The 21,008-nt window shown below is 54.3% G+C and carries 16 protein-coding genes; 5 read left to right on the top strand and 11 right to left on the bottom strand.

Going from position 1 to position 21,008, the window contains the following annotated elements:
- Positions 1-29: 29 nt before the first annotated feature.
- From B7444_RS00850 to B7444_RS00805, 10 genes are all read right to left on the bottom strand, one after another.
- The gene (locus tag B7444_RS00850; protein WP_007283596.1) at positions 30-1,484 is read right to left on the bottom strand and encodes an NAD-dependent succinate-semialdehyde dehydrogenase; all 1,455 of its coding nucleotides are present in this window, start codon (positions 1,482-1,484) and stop codon (positions 30-32) included.
- Entirely contained in the window at positions 1,481-3,304 is a 1,824-nt protein-coding gene (locus B7444_RS00845) for an ABC transporter ATP-binding protein (protein ID WP_007283595.1), read from the bottom strand. Before B7444_RS00845 ends, B7444_RS00850 begins: the two co-directional genes overlap by 4 nt.
- 2 nt (positions 3,305-3,306) lie before the next feature.
- Positions 3,307-4,104 (bottom strand): ABC transporter permease, encoded by a 798-nt coding sequence (locus tag B7444_RS00840; protein ID WP_231502942.1) that lies wholly within the window; start codon positions 4,102-4,104, stop codon positions 3,307-3,309.
- A gap of 5 nt (positions 4,105-4,109) precedes the next feature.
- On the bottom strand, positions 4,110-5,066 hold the full coding sequence (locus tag B7444_RS00835) for an ABC transporter permease (RefSeq protein WP_007283593.1): 957 nt from the start codon (positions 5,064-5,066) through the stop codon (positions 4,110-4,112).
- A complete protein-coding gene (locus tag B7444_RS00830) occupies positions 5,063-6,607 on the bottom strand; it encodes an ABC transporter substrate-binding protein (RefSeq protein WP_007283592.1) in 1,545 nt (514 codons plus the stop codon). The genes B7444_RS00835 and B7444_RS00830 overlap by 4 nt, the downstream gene beginning before the upstream one ends.
- Positions 6,608-6,841: 234 nt before the next feature.
- Positions 6,842-7,561, bottom strand: coding sequence for an HAD-IA family hydrolase (locus B7444_RS00825; protein ID WP_007283591.1), 720 nt, complete (start codon positions 7,559-7,561; stop codon positions 6,842-6,844).
- A gap of 26 nt (positions 7,562-7,587) precedes the next feature.
- On the bottom strand, positions 7,588-10,074 hold the full coding sequence (locus tag B7444_RS00820; RefSeq protein ID WP_231502941.1) for a TonB-dependent receptor: 2,487 nt from the start codon (positions 10,072-10,074) through the stop codon (positions 7,588-7,590).
- A gap of 174 nt (positions 10,075-10,248) precedes the next feature.
- Positions 10,249-11,322: a tartrate dehydrogenase gene (locus B7444_RS00815; RefSeq protein ID WP_007283589.1), complete on the bottom strand. Its 1,074-nt coding sequence runs from the start codon at positions 11,320-11,322 to the stop codon at positions 10,249-10,251.
- 2 nt (positions 11,323-11,324) lie between these two features.
- Positions 11,325-12,473 (bottom strand): amidohydrolase, encoded by a 1,149-nt coding sequence (locus B7444_RS00810; RefSeq protein WP_007283588.1) that lies wholly within the window; start codon positions 12,471-12,473, stop codon positions 11,325-11,327.
- 3 nt (positions 12,474-12,476) lie between these two features.
- Positions 12,477-13,958, bottom strand: a complete 1,482-nt coding sequence (locus tag B7444_RS00805) for an aldehyde dehydrogenase family protein (protein ID WP_007283587.1) — start codon at positions 13,956-13,958, stop codon at positions 12,477-12,479.
- 210 nt (positions 13,959-14,168) lie between these two features.
- On the opposite strand from B7444_RS00805, the gene B7444_RS00800 reads away from it, so the two are divergent.
- Genes B7444_RS00800 through B7444_RS00790 form a run of 3 tightly spaced genes read left to right on the top strand, consistent with a single transcriptional unit; the run spans position 14,169 to position 18,229 of the window.
- Positions 14,169-15,551, top strand: coding sequence for an aminotransferase class III-fold pyridoxal phosphate-dependent enzyme (locus B7444_RS00800; protein ID WP_035730214.1), 1,383 nt, complete (start codon positions 14,169-14,171; stop codon positions 15,549-15,551).
- A 34-nt stretch (positions 15,552-15,585) separates the two neighbouring features.
- Positions 15,586-16,941, top strand: a complete 1,356-nt coding sequence (locus B7444_RS00795; RefSeq protein ID WP_007283585.1) for an MFS transporter — start codon at positions 15,586-15,588, stop codon at positions 16,939-16,941.
- Between the two features lie 13 nt (positions 16,942-16,954).
- On the top strand, positions 16,955-18,229 hold the full coding sequence (locus B7444_RS00790) for an NAD(P)/FAD-dependent oxidoreductase (RefSeq protein WP_035730248.1): 1,275 nt from the start codon (positions 16,955-16,957) through the stop codon (positions 18,227-18,229).
- Between the two features lie 51 nt (positions 18,230-18,280).
- Here B7444_RS00790 and B7444_RS00785 read toward each other — a convergent pair whose 3' ends face one another.
- Positions 18,281-18,946, bottom strand: a complete 666-nt coding sequence (locus B7444_RS00785) for a haloacid dehalogenase type II (RefSeq protein ID WP_007283583.1) — start codon at positions 18,944-18,946, stop codon at positions 18,281-18,283.
- A gap of 217 nt (positions 18,947-19,163) precedes the next feature.
- On the opposite strand from B7444_RS00785, the gene B7444_RS00780 reads away from it, so the two are divergent.
- Positions 19,164-19,517, top strand: a complete 354-nt coding sequence (locus B7444_RS00780) for a cupin domain-containing protein (RefSeq protein ID WP_007283582.1) — start codon at positions 19,164-19,166, stop codon at positions 19,515-19,517.
- A 128-nt stretch (positions 19,518-19,645) separates the two neighbouring features.
- A complete protein-coding gene (locus tag B7444_RS00775; protein WP_007283581.1) occupies positions 19,646-20,971 on the top strand; it encodes an NAD(P)/FAD-dependent oxidoreductase in 1,326 nt (441 codons plus the stop codon).
- The last annotated feature ends 37 nt before the right edge of the window (positions 20,972-21,008 follow it).

Below are 21,008 nucleotides of genomic sequence, written 5' to 3'. Positions count from 1 at the left end.
TCAGGCCATTCTTTCTTCAACCAGGGTCATCACTCAGTCGGTAGTCCGATATGGAAGCTCTTCGTCTCGAGAAATTCTTCAAGACCGAGTGCGCCACCTTCCCGGCCAAGACCGGACTGCTTCACGCCCCCGAAAGGCGCCGACACCAAGGAGATGGATCCAGTGTTCAGTCCCACCATACCGAAATCCAGAGCCTCTCCAACCCGCCAGCCTCTGGCAATGTCATTGGTGAAGAAATAGCTCGCCAGACCATACGGAGTGGCGTTGGCCTGTTGCACGGCATCCTGCTCGTTTTCAAAGCGGAACACTGGAAGGATCGGGCCAAACGTCTCTTCCTGCGCGATCCGCATGTCGGACGTTACATCTGCCAAGAGTACGGGCGATGCAAAGCGGCCGTTGACTTCCAGTGGCTTGCCAACAATGCGCGCGCCTTTGGCCAGGGCGTCTTCCACATGCTCCCTCACTTTTGCAACAGCAGCTTCGTTGATCAGCGGCCCAATCTGCGTCTGCGGGTCAAAGCCGTCGCCCGTTCTCAGTGTCGCTACTTCTTCAGCAAGTTTCTCCAGGAACGCATCATGGATACCGGACTGAACATACACACGGTTTGCGCAGACACAGGTCTGGCCAGCATTGCGAAACTTGCTGACCATCGTTCCTGACACCGCGACAGAAAGATTAGCGTCATCAAAAACGATCAGTGGAGCATTGCCGCCCAGTTCGAGACTCAGCTTTTTAATCGTATCCGCTGACTGACGCATCAGAAGTGCACCCACTTTCGTGGAGCCCGTGAAGGACAGTTTCCGGACAACGGGGTTTGCTGTCAGTTCCGGGCCAATGTCCTGTGCATAACCTGTCACAATGGACAGTAGGCCTTTTGGAAGCCCCGCACGCTCTGCCAGAACAGCCAGAGCCAAAGCAGAATACGGCGTGAGTTCTGACGGTTTGATCACCATGCTGCACCCAGCGGCAAGAGCCGGAGCGCATTTGCGGGTAATCATTGCCAAAGGGAAGTTCCAGGGCGTGATGGCGGCTGTCACCCCCACCGGCTCTTTCAGAACAATAACACGGCGGTCCGCAGTTGGTACCAGAGCGCTCCCCTGAACATGCTCGGCTTCCGCCGCGAACCATTTCAGGAAAGACGCAGCGTAAGTGACTTCGCCCTTGGCTTCAGCCAGAGGCTTCCCCTGTTCAAGGGTCATGATCTGGGCCAGATCGTCCGCATGATCCAGCATCAACTGGTACCACGCCATCAGCAGGCCGGCACGCTCAGCAGCTGAACTTCGGCGCCATTCCAACTGTGCGATCCGAGCGCTTTCAAGGGCGGACCGGGTTTCTTCAGCCGTACAGGCCGGGATAGTCCCGATCGTCTCTCCCGTTGAGGGATTATCCACCGTTAGGCTTTTGCCACTCACGGATGTTTTCCAGTCGCCTCCGAGGAAGGCCGTCTGGCGGAAAAGATCTGGATCGTTCAGGGAAAACGTCATGATAAGAACTCCGGACGTATGGACGCAGGAAGGTGACAAAGGACGCTGGAGCCTTGTGAAACAGAAAGAACAGGAGGAGGAACCCTGTCACAGAGGCCGCCGACACGATCGGAACATCGCGCAAGAAAGCAGCATAGTTCCGGATCGGGAGAGAGAGGATTTAATGTGGTAACGGGCGTAGCTTCTGCCAGACGCCGTCTCTGTGTTGCCTCAAGCCATCCTGGCTCCATGAGAGGAACGGAATCATGCAGCAGCCGGGTATAGGGATGATGAACCCCCTTCCCCAAAGTTGATGCTGGACCGACTTCCACCGCCTGCCCCGCATAAAGCACAGCAACACGATCACAGATAGACTGAAGAGCATGCAGATCATGGGTAATGAAAATGAAAGAAAGCCCCAGATCACGCTGCAATTCCTTCATCAGATCCAGAATAGCCGCCGCAACAACCGTATCCAGAGCCGCCGTAATTTCATCACACAGTACGATCTGCGGATCTGCTGCCAAGGCGCGCGCAAAGTTGATCCTCTGCTTCTGGCCACCTGAAAGTTCCGAAGGCAGACGGGAGGCCAGAGCAGGCGAAAGCCGCACCATATCCAGCAGTTCGTTCACACGCCGCGTTGCGGCTTCTCCCTTCAAACCACTATAAAAACGAACAACACGTTCAAGGGTTTTTCCAATCGGCTTCGAAGGGTTCAACACGCTGTCCGCATTCTGGGCCACAAGCTGCAAATGACGTCGCTGCTCTGGCGTACGCTCTCTAACGCTCCCGGCCAGCGATGCTCCATTCAGAAAAAGCTCGCCGGCCGCCCAAGGCTGAAGCCCAGAAATCGCGCGCGCCAATGTGCTTTTTCCACAGCCTGATTCCCCAATCACGCCCAGCATGCCCCCTTTCGGAACACTGAAGCTGACATGATTGACAATCACTTTCTCTGGTAATCCGGCGCTCGTGGCCTGCCCATACCCCACCACCAGCTTACGTACATCCAACAGAGCAGGTTGCGCAGGCCGCTTGGCGAGGTCCGTCTGCCGTGAACGAGGTTCCGCAGCGGCAAGAAGGGCCTGACTGTACGGATCTTCAGGCTGAAACAGAATCTTCGAGACTGTTCCGGTCTCCCGGATGGCTCCATCTTTGAGAACAACGGCGTGATCAGCAATCTGGGACACAACCGACAGATCATGGGTTACATAGACGCCCGTTATGCCGCGCTCCGCAAAAACTTCCTTGAAGACGGCAAGAACTTCGATCTGGGTCGTGACATCAAGAGCAGTTGTCGGCTCATCGAAAATGACGACTTCAGGGTCCGTCATCAGAGCCATGGCCGCCATCAGGCGCTGCAGTTGGCCGCCCGAAAGTTCGCCCGGATATCTTTCCCCGATTGTTTCCGGCTCAGGAAGCGCCAAGACCCGGAACAGGGAAACAGCCCGGGCTTCCAGCTCCCTTCGTGGAAGAATACGATGAACCAGCGCTGGCTCCACCACCTGTCGCATGATGGACAACGCCGGATTGAACGCACTCCCCGCGTTCTGCGCAACATAACTGATAACTCGTCCCCGCATTGAGCGCCGCTCATGCGGGGTCAGAGCCGTCACATCATATCCCGCAACCCGGATCGTCCCCCCGGCAATACGACATCCACTCCGGATATGGCCAAGCAGCGAGAGTGCCACTGTGGTCTTGCCGGAACCGGACTCACCAATCAGAGCCAGCATTTCTCCACGCTGAACTGAAAAGCTGACGTTCCGGACGATCGGGAGTTCTTCTCCCTTCCCCCGGCGCCCAACGATCTCGAGGTTTTCAACCTGAATGGTGGCAGCCATAATCAGCGCTTCCCACTGCTGGAATCCAGCGCAAGATTGATCCCGACGGTCAGCACTGCAATCACGATAACTGGTACGATCATCGCAGGCGAACCATAGGCCATGCCCAGCATGTTCTCCCGGACCATGGAGCCCAGATCGACCTCGGGCGGCTGAACCCCAATCCCAAGAAAGCTGAGATTGCTGAGCAACAGAACCGAATAGATGAATCTTAACCCCACATCTGCAATCATCGGACCTGCCATGTTGGGCAGAATTTCCTGCAGGATGATGTAGGGCGTGCTTTCACCTCTGGCCCGCGCCACGGTCACAAAATCGAGCCGGGCGATCCTCTGGGCCAGCGCACGGCTCGTGCGGTAGGCCCCAGGCGTATAAATGATGCCCATTGTCATGATCAGTGCCCCTGTCGAAGTTCCGAACACGGCAATGACCAGCAGAGCGAACAGAAGGCTTGGGATTGAGAGAAAACCGTCCGCCAGCCTCCCCGTCACCGCTTCCACCCAGACTCTGGATGTGACCGCTGCAATCCCAAGGAACGTGCCGACGGAACAGGAAAACAGCGTGGACGCAAAGCACAGAAGAACCGTGTGGCGAATACCGTTCAGCAACCGCGCAAGCGTGTCGCGCCCGAGATAGTCTGTCCCCAAGAGATGCGCCATTGAAGGACCCGAAAAAACAGGTTGCATCCCAATTGCCCCTGGATCGTGAGATGAACACAGAGGCCCCAGAAGCGCCAGCAGGATCCAGAATGCAATCAGCAGAACCGCCCGGTCATGCTTGCTGCGGAGCTTTCCGAACATGACGATCACGCTTTCCGTCCCCTCGGAAGAGACAGGATCGTCACAATATCTGCAAAAGTTGTGAGCAAAAGATAGGTCACACAGAAAACAAGCGCACAGGCCTGCACCGTCGGAACATCCCGTGAGCTGACTGCATCCACCATCAGCCCGGCAATTCCGGGGTACGTGAACACAACTTCAATCACGACCACACCGCCAAGCAGGGAAGAGAGACTGAGCGCCACCGCATTGATGATCGGGCCAATCGCATTGGGAATGGCATGGACAAGAATTAATCGCGCAGGCCCGACGCCCTTGAGAAGCGCCATTTCGATATAGGGTGCAGACAGCGTATCCACCATCGCAGCGCGTGTCATGCGAACCATCTGCGCCAAAGTGACAAGCGCAAGGCTGGCAACTGGCATGAAAAAGGCGGCGAGAAACTGCCTCAGAGAATGAACGCTTCCCACATCTGCCAGTGCAGGCAGCAGGTGCAGACGTACCGCAAAAACATAAACCGCCGTCGTGGCGATCACAAATTCGGGGACGGATACCATTCCCAGCGTCATGATCGAAATAACACGGTCATAGACCGTATCTTTCCAGATGGCAGATGTAATCCCCAAAAAGAGCGAAACCGGAACGGAAATCGCAGCTGAAGCTCCCGCGAGAAGGAGCGAGTTGTGCAGACGTGGCCCGATAACGTCCGCAACGGACAGACCATTCAGCAGGGAATGTCCAAACTCTCCATGCAGAACACCCCAAAGCCAGACCCAGAAGCGAACAAATACTGGCTGATCGAGACCAAGATTATGCCGCATGGCCGTTATGGCCTCTGGTGTTGCTCCCTGTCCCAGAAGAGCGTCTGTTGCATCGCCTGGAAGGATATTCGTAATGGCAAAGACAGTGACGATCACGAAGGCCAGCGACGTACAGGCCGCAAGAAAGCGTCGACCGATTAGAACTGAAAGCTGACTGTTCAACCTGTCCGCCCCCCAGTTTCGTTGAGCCAGACCGAACGTGCAAAATCATAGCCCATTAATTGGCCGGCTTGGCTAGGGCGGAGTCCACAGACATGCGGAGCATACGCATCCAGACTGTTCGTGAAATTCGGAATACAAACACCGGCCCCAGATGAAACAAGCGCCTGCATGTCCCAGTAAAGCTGGCGCTTTCTGGTATCGTCCCGAGTGGATTTGGCGTCCCGCAGAAGGCCATCGAAATGCGGATTGCGCCACCGGGACTCATTCCAGGGTGATGCACTGGCAAAGCCAACTTCAAACGTCAGACTGGGAGCCGGTCTCGGATTAATGTTGCCAAAACCCAAAGGGGCCTTCATCCAGTACTGCGTCCAGTAGCCGTCTGCGGGTACACGCTGCACAGCCATTTTCTGCCCGATCCGGGATGCGGCATATTGCAGGACGACAGCAATATCGACGGACGCCAGAGCCGCAGGAGAACAGACCATAGGAATGGTTTCGTCCAGTAACCCGCTGCGCTTCAGTAGAAACCGCGCCCTGTCCGGATCGTAGGGGCGCTGGGGCAATTGATGATTGAAATACGGACTTTCAGGGGGAATAGGCTGGTCATTTCCAATTCTGGAAAACCCCAGAAAGACGGATTGACGGATCTGCTCCCGATTGAGAAGGAACTTGATACCTTCGACAAAATCTGCCGAACGTCCATATCTCTGATCAAGCCGTATGGATAAATCCGTGTAGGTTCCAACAGGACTTTCCACTACGCCAAAGCCATTTTTTTTCAGCATCGGAACAAGGCGCGGGTTCGCTGTCGCAATCAGATCCACATCTCCCGACATCAAGGCATTGTGCCGCGCCATCTCATCGGGAATAGCGATCAGTTCAACACTGTTCAGATAAGGTTTCTGCCCCCAGAATTCCGGGTTCCTGAGGGCGACAGTGCGGATGCCGGGTGTAAACGCCTCACACCGAAAAGGACCAGTGCCATTTGCAGTTCTGAAATCTGTTGTTCCGGCTTTCAAAATAGCAAAGTTACTGATCCCCAGAATGGCCGGGAAATCGGAATTGGGGGCATCGAGAACAACTTCCACCAGAAGTGGCGATATGGCCCGCACGGACTGCATGGTTCGGGCCAGCGCATATTGTTGTGAGCCTACCTCAGGTTTCTGGTGCCTCAGCAGGGAAAAAACGACATCATCTGCAGTGAGGACAGTTCCATCGTGAAACCGAACATTGCGCCGCAGAGGAATATGCCAGGTCAGAAAATCATCGCTTTCCACTGCTTCTGCGAGTGCAGGGCGAGGATTGAGCCTGTCATCCAGTGAGATCAGACCATCATAAAACAGATGCCCGCGGATATAGTCCGTGGCCATGGACTGGCGCGCCGGATCAAGGGTTTCTGAAGTCGATCCTACCGCCCCAGCGACTTTCAGATGCCCGCCAAAAATGGGGGCAGACATCCCTGGCTGCGTGGTCATTCCCGCCACCAGAAGCCCCGCCCCCTTCAGAACAGACCGCCGATCAAGGACAGATGCGACCTGCATCTCAGTTCCTCAGAAAGCGGGGCATTTGAGAATACAGACACAAGGAACAACAAAGTCGAACATCTGATCGAAAAAAGTCATTCGAATCTCCGTTGTCGTCATGCGGATTGGGCCAGCAACACTACCTTCATTTCGATAAAAGCACGATTTGGCTGAATATTTTATGCAAAATACCTATTTTTGTAGAGAAATCTGCTGAATGATTTTCTTCATGCAGCAGATTCAACGGCTTCATCAGTCAACCATAAGGAGTTCACCACGATCCGCAGCCTCTGCCAGTTCCGCAAGGGTGTGATAATGATAATCTGGGGTCGTCAGTTGCTGCACAGCAACCGTTCCCCCAAACCCCCCACCAACAGCCTTACGACGCTCGATCCAGCACACGGTGTAACCTAACTCCCGTGCAATCCCGATATCATGAAACTGACTCTGGGCCACATGCAGCACGTCGTTCTTGGTGTAACCGTCCGGCGCAAGCTGTTCCAGCACATAGGTAAAATACTGCGGATCGGGCTTTTCGCAGCCACTGTCGTCTACTGTGAAGCCCTTGAAAAAAGGGTATTCGAGTGTTTTGTCCATCCCATCAAACGCCCATCTCCGTGCATTCGTCATGGCAACAAGATGGAAATGCTTTTTCAATTTTTTCAGGGCGTCCACACTGTCACTGAAAGCAGGCCAGGACGTAGCACTTTCGACGAATGCCTTCTCTTCTCCATGACCTGTTGGAAGGTTGAATTTTTTTGCGAGGAGCAAGTAGATAGGCGCCAGATCTTCTGGAAACAGAAGTTTGTCTGGACGGTTCCGCAAAGCGCGATATTCCGTCAGGAACGCCTCAAAATCCAGCGCCTCCTCCCTGTTTTCCAAAATTTGCAGCAGGGCATTTTTCATCCCGTTTTCAAAATCGATCAGTGTGCCAACCACATCAAAGGTCAGCACTTTCGGTTTGCGCGTCATTATCTGAATTTTCCTGAAAAATCTGGTTAGAAACCGGTTGTGAAGGAAAGGACGCCCGCAAAGCCGCCGCCCACAAAATAGGTCGGGGAACTGCCGGCAATGGTGGTTCCGTAAACACCTTTCGTAGATTTAGCGTTCGTGCTGAGGCCACTCACACCAGAAAGGAAACCATTATTCCCGATATTCATCAGGTTAAGTTGAATCTGAGGGTGCTTGAGATACATATAGCTATTAAAGCGGTATCCAAAGTTGAGATTGAATGTCTCAAATGATGGAATACTTTCGTCATTCATGAATGTTGAATACTGCTTGCTGATGTAGTTCATATTGAAGGCGCCAAAAATGCTGCCATCATCATAAGACAGTCCAACAGCGACTGTGACCTTCGGGCTTTTTACAGCAATTTTTCCTGCGGAACGGACGTAATCATTACCAACCTGCAGGTTGTTGTCGGTCGTGGCATGCAGGTACTGGGCTGAAACGTAGGGGCTGAAATGATGCCAGGGGCGCAGTCCCATCTCGATCTGTGCGCCGCGAGCCGTCTGACCACCACCGTTGATGGACTCTGTAACAGGCGTACCGCTGGCATACGTTGTCGTATTAATCTGACGGTTTGTGAAGTTATAGTTGAAGAGTGCCAATGCTACGCTGACAAGACCGGTGTGACGATACCCGATTTCCTCTCCAATCGCATATTCAGCTTTGGGATTAACCGTATGAGAACGCGTCTGCGCCCCCGTGGAGACGCTGTAACGGTCTACATATGACATGATTGAAGCGGGCAAACGAAAAGATGTTGTTCCGTTGATATAAATCTGGTCATGCGGGGTAATTTTGTAGCTGATAGCGACCTGAGGCAAAGGCGCTGCGTCACTTTGCCCATTCTGATAATTCGTACCTGGAATATTTTGGGTCACCTTACGGGTAACCATCGTTTCTTTGAAGCCTGCCGTCAGCGTCAGACGATCATTTAAAGCCTTGTAAGTATCATTAATGAACAGGGAGTTTGTCTGCTGGATGAGATGAATGTCATACTGAGAAAGTAGTGATCCATTCTGCGTTCTGACGGCCCACTGTCCATACATACTGGATACCTGCCCATCCGGGCCAAGAGCCTCATAAAGGGATGGTTCAGACTGATCAAAGTAAGAATACCAATATCCAACAGCGAGTGTATTGTTTCCCTTGGCCCAAGAAAGAGTTGTGTTCAGACCGCTATAATAGAGGTTGTACTTATCGATCGAAATAGCAGAGAAAGAACTCCCGCTGTCGGTTCCAGTGTTCTGCAGGATGCCAGCAGGTTGATTGCCGTAATAGCTTCCAGTTCTGGACAGAGTAGTGCCGCCATTATCATAACCGGTCGCGTAGGTGAAATAGGGCGTCGTATTAAGGCTAAGTCCATGACCAAGGTTAAGATTGACCGGCGCTCCGAGAATGAGCGTACGATGCAGGTTTTCCTGAAGCTTGTAATAATCAGAACTGCCTTTTTTGTATTTATCTGCATAATTAAAATTGACACCGTACTGCCCCCACTGGGTCTTTGTAGGTGCGCGAAGGTAGTACTGAAGCGGGTCATTATAGGACAGAACGAAGGACGCCTTATTGCCCTCCCCCCATTCCTTCACGAATTTTCCGTCTACATGGTAACGTCGCGTCTGACCTACACCACGCCATTCATCGGCCGTTCTGGCAGAAAAAGACAGAAATCCGCGAATTCCCGTATGACCAATATCCCCCGTATCCACACGGATGAATTCCCGGCGCAGGCTGAATGAACCATAGGAGAAATTGGCAAGGCCACCGAATTTGTGAGACGGATCACGCAGGCTTTCTGTCAACTCTCCCCCCACAGCGTTGTAGAGTGGAGATGTAATGTCGGGAGACCCCTGTGTCAGGGTGATACTTTGAATATTTTCGTTATCTGCGGTGGAAGACGTATACGGCAAAAGATAGACCGGAGCTGCGGTAGGAATACCTTCATAAAGATACCCGATTTCCGTCTGATCCAAGCCACGGACACTTAATCCCTGCTGATCATCATTCGTTCCCAGAGGATCATTACTTGAATAAACGACCCCTGGGAGACTGGCGACCATAGACACAGGATTCGCCGTCGGACTCTGCTTCGCAATGAAGTCACGCGTGATGCCACTGCGGGACTTTGCCACCGTCTGGGGAGGCATAAGCCCCCCGCCTGGCGTCGTGTTCGTTACGCCTGTAGCGGAGGCGATGCCCTTGTGGACTACCATGCTTTCCGTTGCGCGGGATTCAACGTCATGATGCACTGGCACAACAGCAGGCGTATTTCCCTTAAGGGGAGGTGCGGCATGCTGTACCACCTTGCTGGCAGGACGAGCATGCCGGTGATGATTAAGCTCTGCTGCGCTGGCTTCCTGCATGGACAACCATGTTGAGAGCGTGAGGAGGGCCAGACGCCCCGGCTTCTTTGCAACCCTGGAAAGCGCTTTGAAACTGCAACATTGAAGAACGAACATTTGCGCTGTGTCTGACATGTCGGTTCCCATCGGTGGCAGGTTCTCCTCAAATTCTCAGAGAACCGTATTGGCATTCTTGCTGTCAGACAATTCGTTGCATATTCGGTTCAGTTAATTCTCCCGTTTCCCTTCACCGATCGGCAGATGATTCCGTTGTTGGAACAGTTTCCCCACGTTGATCCTCAGAGCCCATCAAATGCCTGAAGCCAGTGCTCTGGCGATGACGCTCCCGACATCTGACGTCCTGGCCTGGCCGCCCATATCCGGCGTACGAGGAGCATCGTGTTGAGACAGAACATCTGTCATGGCTTTCAAAATGAGCTCAGCGGCCTCAGACTCTCCCAGATGATCCAGCATCATGGACGCAGCCCAGATCTGGCCAATCGGATTGGCAATATTCTGGCCAAAAATATCGGGAGCCGAGCCATGAACGGGCTCAAACATTGAGGGGTATTTCTTCTCTGGATTGATGTTGGCAGAGGGAGCAACAGCAATCGTGCCCGTCATTCCGGGGCCAAGATCAGAAAGGATGTCACCGAACAGATTGCTTCCCACGACCACATCAAACCGTTCCGGAGACATGACAAAACGGGCAGCAAGAATATCAATATGGTACTGATCCATACGGACATCCGGGTATTCCTTACCGATCGCCGCAAAGCGCTCATCCCAGTATGGCATGGAATGATACAGGCCATTTGACTTCGTAGCGGATGTTACATGAGGGCGACCCATTTTCCGCGCCAGTTCAAAAGCATATCGCAGGATCCGGTCTGTACCGAGTTTCGTAAAGACCGCGCTCTGGACGACGCCCTCCGCCTCTGTCCCCTCTGCAAAGCGGCCTCCAACCTGGGAATATTCTCCTTCAACGTTTTCCCGAACGATCCAGAAGTCCACATCGCCGGGTTTCTTGTTAGCCAGAGGGCACGGAATGCCCGGCAAAAGCCGCACAGGACGCAGGTTTACATACTGATCGAACTCCCTGCGAATTTTGAGCAGAAGCCCCCACAGGGACAGGTGATCCGGAACCCCCGGATAGCCCACGGCCCCCAGTAAGATGGCATCGTTCTGAGCCAGTTGACTCATGCCATCCTCAGGCATCATCTGACCGGTTTTCAGCCAGGTTTCGCAACTCCAGTCAAAGTGGGTATAATCAAACCCGATCCCACACAGACGCCCGACACTGTCGAGCACCTTGATGGCTTCCGGCATGACTTCCTTGCCAATTCCGTCTCCCGGAAGAACAGCAATCTTGTAAATCGTCATGGTCAAATGTCCTGATTGATGCGCAGGCATGTGTGGGCGAGTGCCACCCAATACGCGATGCCCTGCGGAATGATCGTGTCATCAAAGTCGTAATCGGGCGCATGCAAAGGCGCGGAGGCCCCGTTTCCCAGCATGACAAGCGCACCGGGCCTTTTTTCCAGCATGAAGCCGAAATCCTCAGAGGCCATGCTGGGTGTCATGTCAGAAACAACCGTTCCCTGCGTGCCAATAACCTGCTTCATGGCAGCCAGAGCTAATTCTGTTTCATCCGCCGTATTCACTGTCACGGGATAAGGCTGATGAAACTGTACTGTGATGGCTACGTCATGCGCGAGCGCAAGCCCTGCAGCCAGACGGGTCATCCCCTTTTTCAGCGCTTCGAGTTCCTGCACATCGAGAGAGCGGATTGTGCCGCGAAGCGTGGCGGTCTCAGGCAAAATGTTGTCTGTTGTGCCTGCATGAAAAGTACAGATGGAAAGAACGGCCGTCGTCAGCGGGTTAGAGCGACGCGAAACCAGCAGTTGTGCTTCCTGAACGAATGCGGCTCCGATAGTTAAAGCGTCTCGCCCCAGATGAGGCTGAGCAGCATGTGATCCCTGCCCTTTTATTTCCACCAGAAACCGCCAGCCTCCAGCCATGATTGCCCCTTTGCGGGTCGCCATGGAGCCAATTGGAAGGCCGGGCCAGTTATGCATTCCAAAGACACGCCCAGCGGGAAACTGCTCCAGCAACCCCTCTTCCAGCATGACTTTGGCGCCAGCACCGCCCTCCTCTCCCGGCTGGAAAACAAAGTGGACTGTCCCGCATTCCGGCGGGTCAAGAGCCAAGGCCGCAGCGGCTCCCAGAAGCATAGTCGTATGCCCGTCATGTCCACAGGCATGCATCCGCCCCGGATGACGGGAGATATGCGCATGATCACCCCGCTCCTCGATTGGCAGGGCATCCATATCCGCACGCAAAATGATGGAGGGCCCGGGCTTCTTTCCCTGAAGAGACGCCACAACTCCGGTTTTCGCCAGCCCCCTTGAGGGGCGATACCCTAGGGATGTAAGAACTTCCGCTACGATATCAGACGTTCGAAGCTCTTCGAACCTCAGCTCTGGATGAGCATGAAGATCTTTTCGCAGGGCGACGAGATCAGCAAGATCCATGGCTTAGCCCTCAAACGCCATGAGGACACTTTTGTAGCGCAGGTTAGCCTCGACAGCCTGACGCCCAAGATCCTTGCCAATGCCTGACCCACCATAACCGCCCGTGGGAATCACGAAGTCCGATGAACGGCCATAACGATTGACCCAGACAGTCCCTGCTTTGAGGTTGCGCACAGCACGCATGGCACGTCCCAGATCGGCTGTATGCACGCCTGCCGCGAGACCGTAAGTGGCATGAGACGCCAGAGCGAACGCCTCGGCCTCGTCGTCAAATGTCTGAACTGTCAACACAGGGCCAAAGAGTTCGTCCTTAACCGCCCGTGTCTGCGGCGTAACATCGGAAAGAATACATGGAGAGAGAAATACTCCCCCAGGACTGCTCAACCGGTTCAAGGGAAGGAGTGCGGAAGCTCCTGCCTGCATACTCTCATGAACGGCAGCCTCAATGGATGCAGCCTGTCGCTCCGAAATGATGGGAGAATAGCGCGTTTCGGCCTTTTCAAGTGAACCAGATACAAAGCCCTGGGCCCGCTCGATGATCTTTTCCAGAAGAACGTCATGAACCCCCTTCTGAACGATAAGGCGCGAACCCGAAACACACACCTGTCCCGCATTTCCCGTAAAGGCTCGCAGGATACGATCAGCAACCGCATCTGCGTCGCGGATATCGTCGAAAACGATCTGAGGGCTCTTCCCGCCCAACTCGAGTGTGACAGGCTTGGGCCCGCTCTCGGCAGCAGCCTTCATGATTTCGATGCCTGTTCGCGTGGAGCCCGTGAATGTCAGCTTTCCGCAGACTGGATGTCGGGCCAGAGCGTCCCCCGTAATCGGACCTGTTCCCTGTACAACGTTGAACAGACCTGCCGGAACTCCGGCCTCGACTGCCAGTTCCGCCAGTCGAATGATTGAAAACGGCGTCATTTCTGATGGTTTGAGCACGACGCCATTTCCTGCCGCCAGTGCCGGAATAACTTTCCAGCTCCCCATGACCAAAGGAAAATTCCAGGGCGCAATAGCACCGATAACGCCATAAGGCTCAGCCAGAACCATACCCAGCAGGTCACTCTGGGTCGCAGCGACTTCCCCACCCAGCTTGTCTGCATATTCAGAGAAGAAACGGATGCCTTCTGCCGTAAAAGGAACATCCCAGGCCGTTGTCTCTGCAATCGGGCGCGTCGAACAGACTGTCTCCAGACGCGCCAGTTCCACAGCATTCTGTTCTACAAGATCAGCCCATCGCCTCAGAACACGCCCACGCTCCCGCGGAGCACAGGTTGCCCAACCGGAACGGATCTGGACATCCTGTGCAAGACAGACCGCATGATCCACCAGATCAGCTCCAGCTTCCGGCAGATGACAGAGCAACCGACCATCCGAGGGCGTATGAACAGGAGTAGCTCCCTCACCTTTCAGAAGCTTTCCACCCACAAAATGCGCGTTTGGCAGCGCCACCTGGGTCGGATCAAAGGTAATGCCTGTCATCATTCATGCCTGCGAAAGATCATTGCGGGAGGGATACAATGTGCGCAGCCGTACATGTGGAGCAAACGGCAAAATACTCCCTCAGCACATTTGAATACCCCTGCTATTCCGACCGCACCAACAGCATTTTATGCTCCGGATATTGGCTTTTCTTGCATTACATATCACGGTCTTTGCGCAATGATCGTGGTCAGGATCAGGACAGGAATCATTATGGATACGCCACGTCTCGTTTCGCTTGATCGCGAACATCTCATCCATCCCGTTTCGTCATGGCAGGGCCACGAAACCAGTGGGGCAACCATTCTCGAATCCGGCAAGGGCGTCTGGCTGACTGACAGCAAAGGAAACCGTCTTCTGGACGGTTTTTCCGGACTTTGGTGCGTCAACACCGGTTATGGCTGCGAAAGCGTGATCGAGGCCGGCCGACGTCAACTTGAGAAACTGCCCTATGCCACCGGTTATTTCGGTTTTTCAAACGAGCCCGCCATCGAACTGGCTGCACGGCTGACACGGCATGCTCCAGGGCATCTCAATCACATTTATTTCGCACTCGGTGGTTCCGATGCGGTGGACAGCACGCTCCGTTTCATCCGTTATTACCAGTACGCACGTGGCACGCCCGAAAAGCGTCATGTCATCGGCTTACAGAAGGGCTACCATGGCTCTTCTTTTGTCGGCGCCGGCCTGACCGCGCTTCCGGTCTTTCATCGTGATGCCGATGTCCCGCTTCCGTGGCAGCATCATATTCCCAGCCCCGATCCCTATCGTCATCCTGCAGGACCCGACGCTGAAGCCATTATCCGGGCCTCAGTCCAGGCATTCCATGATGAAGTCACCAAAATTGGTGGTCCACAGCATGTCGCGGCCTTCTACTGCGAACTGGTTCAGGGATCCGGGGGGGTGATTGTACCGCCAAAGGGCTGGGCAACAGCCATGCAGGCCGCATGTCGTGAACTGGATATCCTGTTCGTTGTCGATGAAGTCATCACAGGCTTCGGGCGGACTGGCCCCCTCTTTGCCTGCGCTCATGAAAATATCGAACCAGACATGATGACCGTCGCAAAGGGTCTGACGGCTGGCTACGCCCCCATGGGTGGTGTTTTCATGTCCGATACGATCTACGAGACGATCCGTGACAAGACCCCCCCAGGCGTCTCTGTCGGACATGGTCAGACCTATAGCGCCCATCCGGTCAGTGCGGCCATCGGCCTCGCCGTTCTCGACCTGTATGAAGGTGGCCTTCTTGAGAACGGAACCCGCGTCGGCGAGCATCTTGCCACACGCCTGCGCGGCCTCGGCAATCATCCATTGGTGGGAACAACCCGGTCTCTTGGAATGCTCGCCGGCATTGAGCTTGTGACCGACAAGGCAGCCAAAACCAAACCTGACGCGCAGCTTGGAATTTCCGGAAAGCTAAGCCGGTATGGCTACGAACAGGGTATTCTCTTCCGGGCCTTTGGCGATGATGTCATCGGGCTTGCACCGCCCCTGTGCAGCACAATCGCCGAGATGGATCAGCTCTGTGACGGCATTGTCTCGGTCCTGGACCGCGTCCTGGAAGACCCAGCCGTGGCCAGCGCTCTGAAGGTCTGAATGAACCATGAAAGGAAGCAGAAGGTTGCCCACTATGACATCTGACGCTTCCTCCTCCATGCCTATGACATTGGATGATCTGCCGCCCGCCGGATTTCATTCAAAACTCGCTTTGATTTCTGCCGGGGGCCCGTTCTGTGACGGCTATATCCTCGGAATCATTGGGATTGCACTTCCCTCCATCGTGCGGGAACTTCACCTCACCGGCGTAGAGACAGGCCTTGTCGGCGCGGCCGCACTCCTTGGCGTTCTGGCAGGCGGCATGCTGGGCGGAGCAGTCTCGGACCGACTTGGACGGCGACCTCTCTTCACACTAAACATTGCCGCTTTCGTGGTCTTTTCCCTGCTACAGGGTGTAGGTTCCAGCCTGTTACTGCTCGTAAGCCTCCGCTTCCTTCTCGGTGTAGCAGTCGGGGCGGATTATCCCATCGCAACGTCCTACGTCACGGAATTCATGCCTCGCAAACTCCGGGGCCCTGTCCTTTCCGGACTGATCCTTGCCTGGTGGATGGGATATACGGCAAGCTATGCCGTGGGCTACGGGCTTTCCTTCTTTCCGGACATGTCATGGCGGATCATGCTGGTCTCCAGCGCTGTTCCATCACTTGTGCTCTTCTGCCTCCGGATGGGGCTACCTGAATCTCCCCGCTGGCTGGTTCAGCAAGGACGGACCGAAGACGCGAGAAACGTTATACGGGCACACCTGAAAACGGACATTCTCCCACGCGCAGAAAGTCAGGGACAGCTCTCCCTGCTCCAGATCATTCGATCCCCTTATCGGGGTACGCTCATGTTCGTTAGCGCATTCTGGATCCTGCAGAGTGCTCCGGGGTTTGCCATTCATACGCTGCAAGCCCAGCTCCTGCACCAGTATCATGTCCAGAATGCTTTGTTGGGATCATTCTGTATTACGGGACTGACCATTCTGGGTATCCTTCCCGTAACGCTGGGACTGATCAACCTGGTCGGGCGACGCCTGTTACTGATTGGTACCTTCGCCATCAGCATGGCAGGGCTTTTACTCCTGGGAATATCGCCTCATCCTGCCAACTGGATGATCTTTTCCGGCTTCATTCTTTATTCGATATCCGAAGCAGCCGGAAGCGGACTGCAGTTTGTCTATCCCAATGAGTTGTTTCCAACTGCCATACGGGCGAGTGCAGTCGGCATGGCGTGCTCGTTCAGCAGGCTGGGGGCGGCACTTGGAACATTTCTGCTGCCGCTTGGATATGCTCGGTTTGGAATGCAACCCATGATGCTCACAGCGGCTGGTTTCATGCTGGCAGGCCTCATGATCAGCTGGATCTGGGCTCCAGAAACAAAGAATGCCTCTCTGGGAGAGCCACCCTCTTTGGCCGAACCCTCCTCTTCTTCCATCTGTGCCTCCTGACGGAGATCATCTCGTGAAACTTGTTCCCTATTGGCTGGACAGCATTGTACCTGTCTCTGGCACCGATCTTTCTGAGTTTCCTACACGTGCAGATGTCGTGATCGTAGGCGGCGGCTTTACCGGCCTTTCAGCGGCCCGAACGCTAGCCAAGGCCGGCAAGACTGTTGTCGTCCTGGAAGCAGACCAGATTGCATGCCACGCCTCCGGCCGAAATGGCGGACACGTCAACAACGGGACGGCTGGCAATTTTCAGGCCATGGCAGGAAAATATGGTCTGGAGCAGGCCATTGCATTGTACCGCTTCTTTGATGACGCTGTTGATACGGTCGAACAGATTGTTACGACCGAAGATATTAACTGTGATTTCCGTCGGTGCGGAAAGCTGAAAGTTGCCTGGACTGAAAAGCATCTGGCAGGTCTGCGTGCGGATCAGGAAGCTGTAAAGCAGCATGTTGACCCCGAAACCGATCTCCTTGACCGCGAGGAGGTTGCAGCAGAAATCGGTGGGTCGACAACCTTCGAGGGCGGCATTCTGTATCGTAAGAGTGCGCAGATGCACGTTGGAAAATTCGGAAGCGCTCTTGCAGCCAAAGCCATGTCGGCAGGTGCCAAAATCTTCGAAAACACACCTATGACTGCCCTTCGCCGTGCGGGCAGCATGTTTGAAGTTTCCTCTTCAGCAGGCGTTATTCAGGCGCAGAATGTTTTGCTGGCAACTGGAACAAGCCGGAAAGCACCAAGCTGGTTTCGACGCCGCATTATGCCGGTCGGCAGTTTCATTGTCGCCACGGCACCCATGCCTGAAGACCTGTTTTCCCGCATTCTGCCTGGGCGCCGCAATGTCGTCACGACACGCAATATCCATAACTATTTCCGAACCACCGCAGACCGACGATTGGTCTTCGGCGGACGCGCCAACTTTTCGCAGTCCGGCGAAAAATCTGACATTCAGTCAGGGCAGATCCTGCATGCCGCACTGACGGAAATCTATCCTGAGCTTGAAGGCACGGAAATCGACTATTGCTGGGGCGGCAACGTCGACATGAGCGTGGACCGCCTTCCGCATGCCGGAGAGTGGAATGGCGTCACCTACGCGATGGGCCTGAGCGGACATGGTGTTCAGATGTCCGTTCATCTTGGCCATCTGCTAGGTCGAAAGCTTGCCGGGGAACAGGTTGATATTCCTGTGTGGAACCGTCCATGGCAGCCCATCCCCGCCTACGGAATTGCTACGCATTTCATGCCAATCGTCGGGGCTTATTATCGTACCAAAGACAAATATCTCTAATTTCTTCAAGAATGCCAGCAGGAGAGCGATGCTCCTGCTGGCTGAGTGTCTTTAAAGGCCGAAGACACCGGGAAGTCCGCTGATATCCTTGATTTCTTCATATTCGTAAAAAGGGTTAGCCGGTTCATGGCCGCGGTTGACCCAGACTTTTGATCGGATCCCCAGATCATAAGCGGTCATGAGATCATAGCGGAAAGACGACGACACATGCGTGATGTCTTCCGGTCCGCAGCCCAGAACATCCAGCATGTATTCAAACCCGTTCATCTGGGGCTTGTAGGTTCCTGTTTCCTCGGCCGTAATGACCTTGTGAAACGGCGCGCCCAGCTTTTCGACATTCGACATGATCTGGCTGTTCATGGCGTTGGAAAGAATGACCAGGGGAATTTCCTTGGCAACCTTGGCAAGTCCCGCAGGCACATCAGGATGAGGCCCCCAGGTTGGAACCTCATTGTAAATCTGCAATGCGTCTTCTTCACGAAACGTCACGCCATTCTTCTTGCAGGTGCGCTCCAGAGCATTATGCACAATCTCCGCATAAGGTTTCCATGCGCCCAGCACCTCATCAAGCCGGTAAGCGGCAAAATTCTTGATGAAGAGCTGCATTGCCGGTTCGCTCAGTGTTTCACCGTAAATCCTGCGGGCTGCACCAGCCATATCGAAGAATGTCAGTGTGCCGTAGCAGTCAAAGGTAATGAACTTGGGACGGAAGGTCATACACGATTCCTTGTGAGGCCATTACTGTCTGGCATGATCGTTATGATGCCGCCTTCAGGCCAACAGTCGTTATCAGGTTTCCTTCATTCGGCGCAGGAAATTTCATATTGAAATGAGGATGCAGCACGCCCTGCTATACAGGCCTGAAAATCAGGATCAGAACCGGCGTGAAACACTGCACATTAGGTCTGCAAATTCCCATTCTATGAGACCCTCCATGAACCTGCTTCTCCCTGTCAAGACAAACCCGGACTTTACACCACGCGAATCTGCTTCGACCCCGGAACGTCTTATTTCAGGCAATCCAGCTTTCAAGACATGGGCGTTGGATACGTCACGCAACGGAAATGTTCGCACCGGTATATGGGAAGCCACTCCCGGCACGACCAAATCCATCAAGGGTGAGGCTTTCGAATTCTGCCATATCCTTGAAGGCCTTGTCAGAATTACAGAAAACCAAGGAGAGTCCTATCTCTTCAAAGCCGGAGACAGCTTCATTATGAAGCCCGGTTTCATCGGAACCTGGGAAACGATCGAGACCGTAAAAAAGATCTACGTTTTCGTGGAATGACCATACGCTTCGAGACCTGCTGAACCAAGGCTGAACTTCGAAATACCCTGCCATTCATTACAGGGTTTGCAGTGTCAAAAACTACCTGAATGCCCCTACACTCTTCCGCACACAGCACGGAGACTTTCATGCCTGCCCCACTGCACCTGATTCAGACCGATCCCAGCGTTCCAGCAGAAGCGGACGTTGTTGTTGTAGGCGCCGGAATTGTAGGGGTTTCAGCAGCCTACTGGCTGGCTAGGGCGGGAATGAAGGTCGTTCTTCTTGAAAAAGGGGCCGTCGGGGCTGAGCAGTCCAGCAGGAACTGGGGTTGGTGCCGTCAGCAAAATCGCGACGCACGTGAGTTGCCCCTGTCCACCCGGAGCCTCTCTCTCTGGGAAGAAATGACAGCTGACATCGGTGAAACTCTTGGGTTCCGCCGCTGCGGATTACTGTATCTGACGAATGATCAGCCTGAACTGGATGGATGGGCACGGTGGGGCAAATTCGCTCGAGGTGAAGGCGTTGACACCCGACTGCTGAATGCGGACGAAGCCGCACAACGAGGGAAAGCCACACACCGCAAATGGCTTGGAGGCGTATGGTCACCGACCGATGGTATTGCTGACCCCGCTCTGGCTGCCCCCGTGATTGCCAAAGGTGTCCTCAAACATGGTGGCCATGTCATTCAGAACTGCGCGGCCCGAGGCGTCGAACTGTCCGGAGGAACTATTTGCGGCGTTGTGACAGAGCGCGGAACCATTCGCACGTCACAGGTTGTCATGGCAGGGGGCGTGTGGGCTCGTTCCTTTCTGAATCAGGTGGGTGTTAGCGTTCCTCAAGCATCCGTCCGTTCGTCAATTCTCTCAGTCAAACCTGGCGCATCAGGTCTTCCAGACGCTCTTCATACTCAGGATGCATCTGTCACACGCCGTGGAGATGGCGGCTACACACTTGCCATTTCCGGAAACGGGCGCGTAGATCCAACCCCCGGAATGCTAAAGAGTGCCAGACAGTTTCTTCCGATGTTTGCACGTCGGTGGCGTCAGCTTGCTCCCGGCGGTTTACAGGCGTGGCGGTATGGTTTCGATACAAGTGCCAAATGGAAACTGGATCAACCGACGCCTATGGAGAAAACCCGTATCCTTGATCCTCGCCCAGATACTGGAACGATTCATAAGACTTTGCAGCATGCTAGAGCGCTTCTGCCCGCTCTGAAGAATGTGACGGTTCAGGCTGAATGGGCTGGGTACATTGACAGCACCCCAGATGGCGTTCCCATTATTGATCCAGACAGTGGTATTCCCGGCCTCTTTATTGCAGCGGGTTTTTCTGGACATGGTTTTGGGATTGGGCCGGGTGCAGGGCATCTTATAGCCGACATATTGCTGGGTCGGCCACCAATTACTGAAGTTGAGCAGTATAAACTTTCTCGCTTTAGAAATTCTTCTTGGGGAAAAGTTTCAGATTTTTAGGCTCAGGACCCATTGATTTTTGTAGGGAATTTTGATT

Source organism: Gluconobacter thailandicus F149-1 = NBRC 100600 (assembly GCF_000964465.1).
Lineage (GTDB): Bacteria > Pseudomonadota > Alphaproteobacteria > Acetobacterales > Acetobacteraceae > Gluconobacter > Gluconobacter thailandicus.
This window is presented reverse-complemented; position numbering and strand designations above follow the sequence as displayed.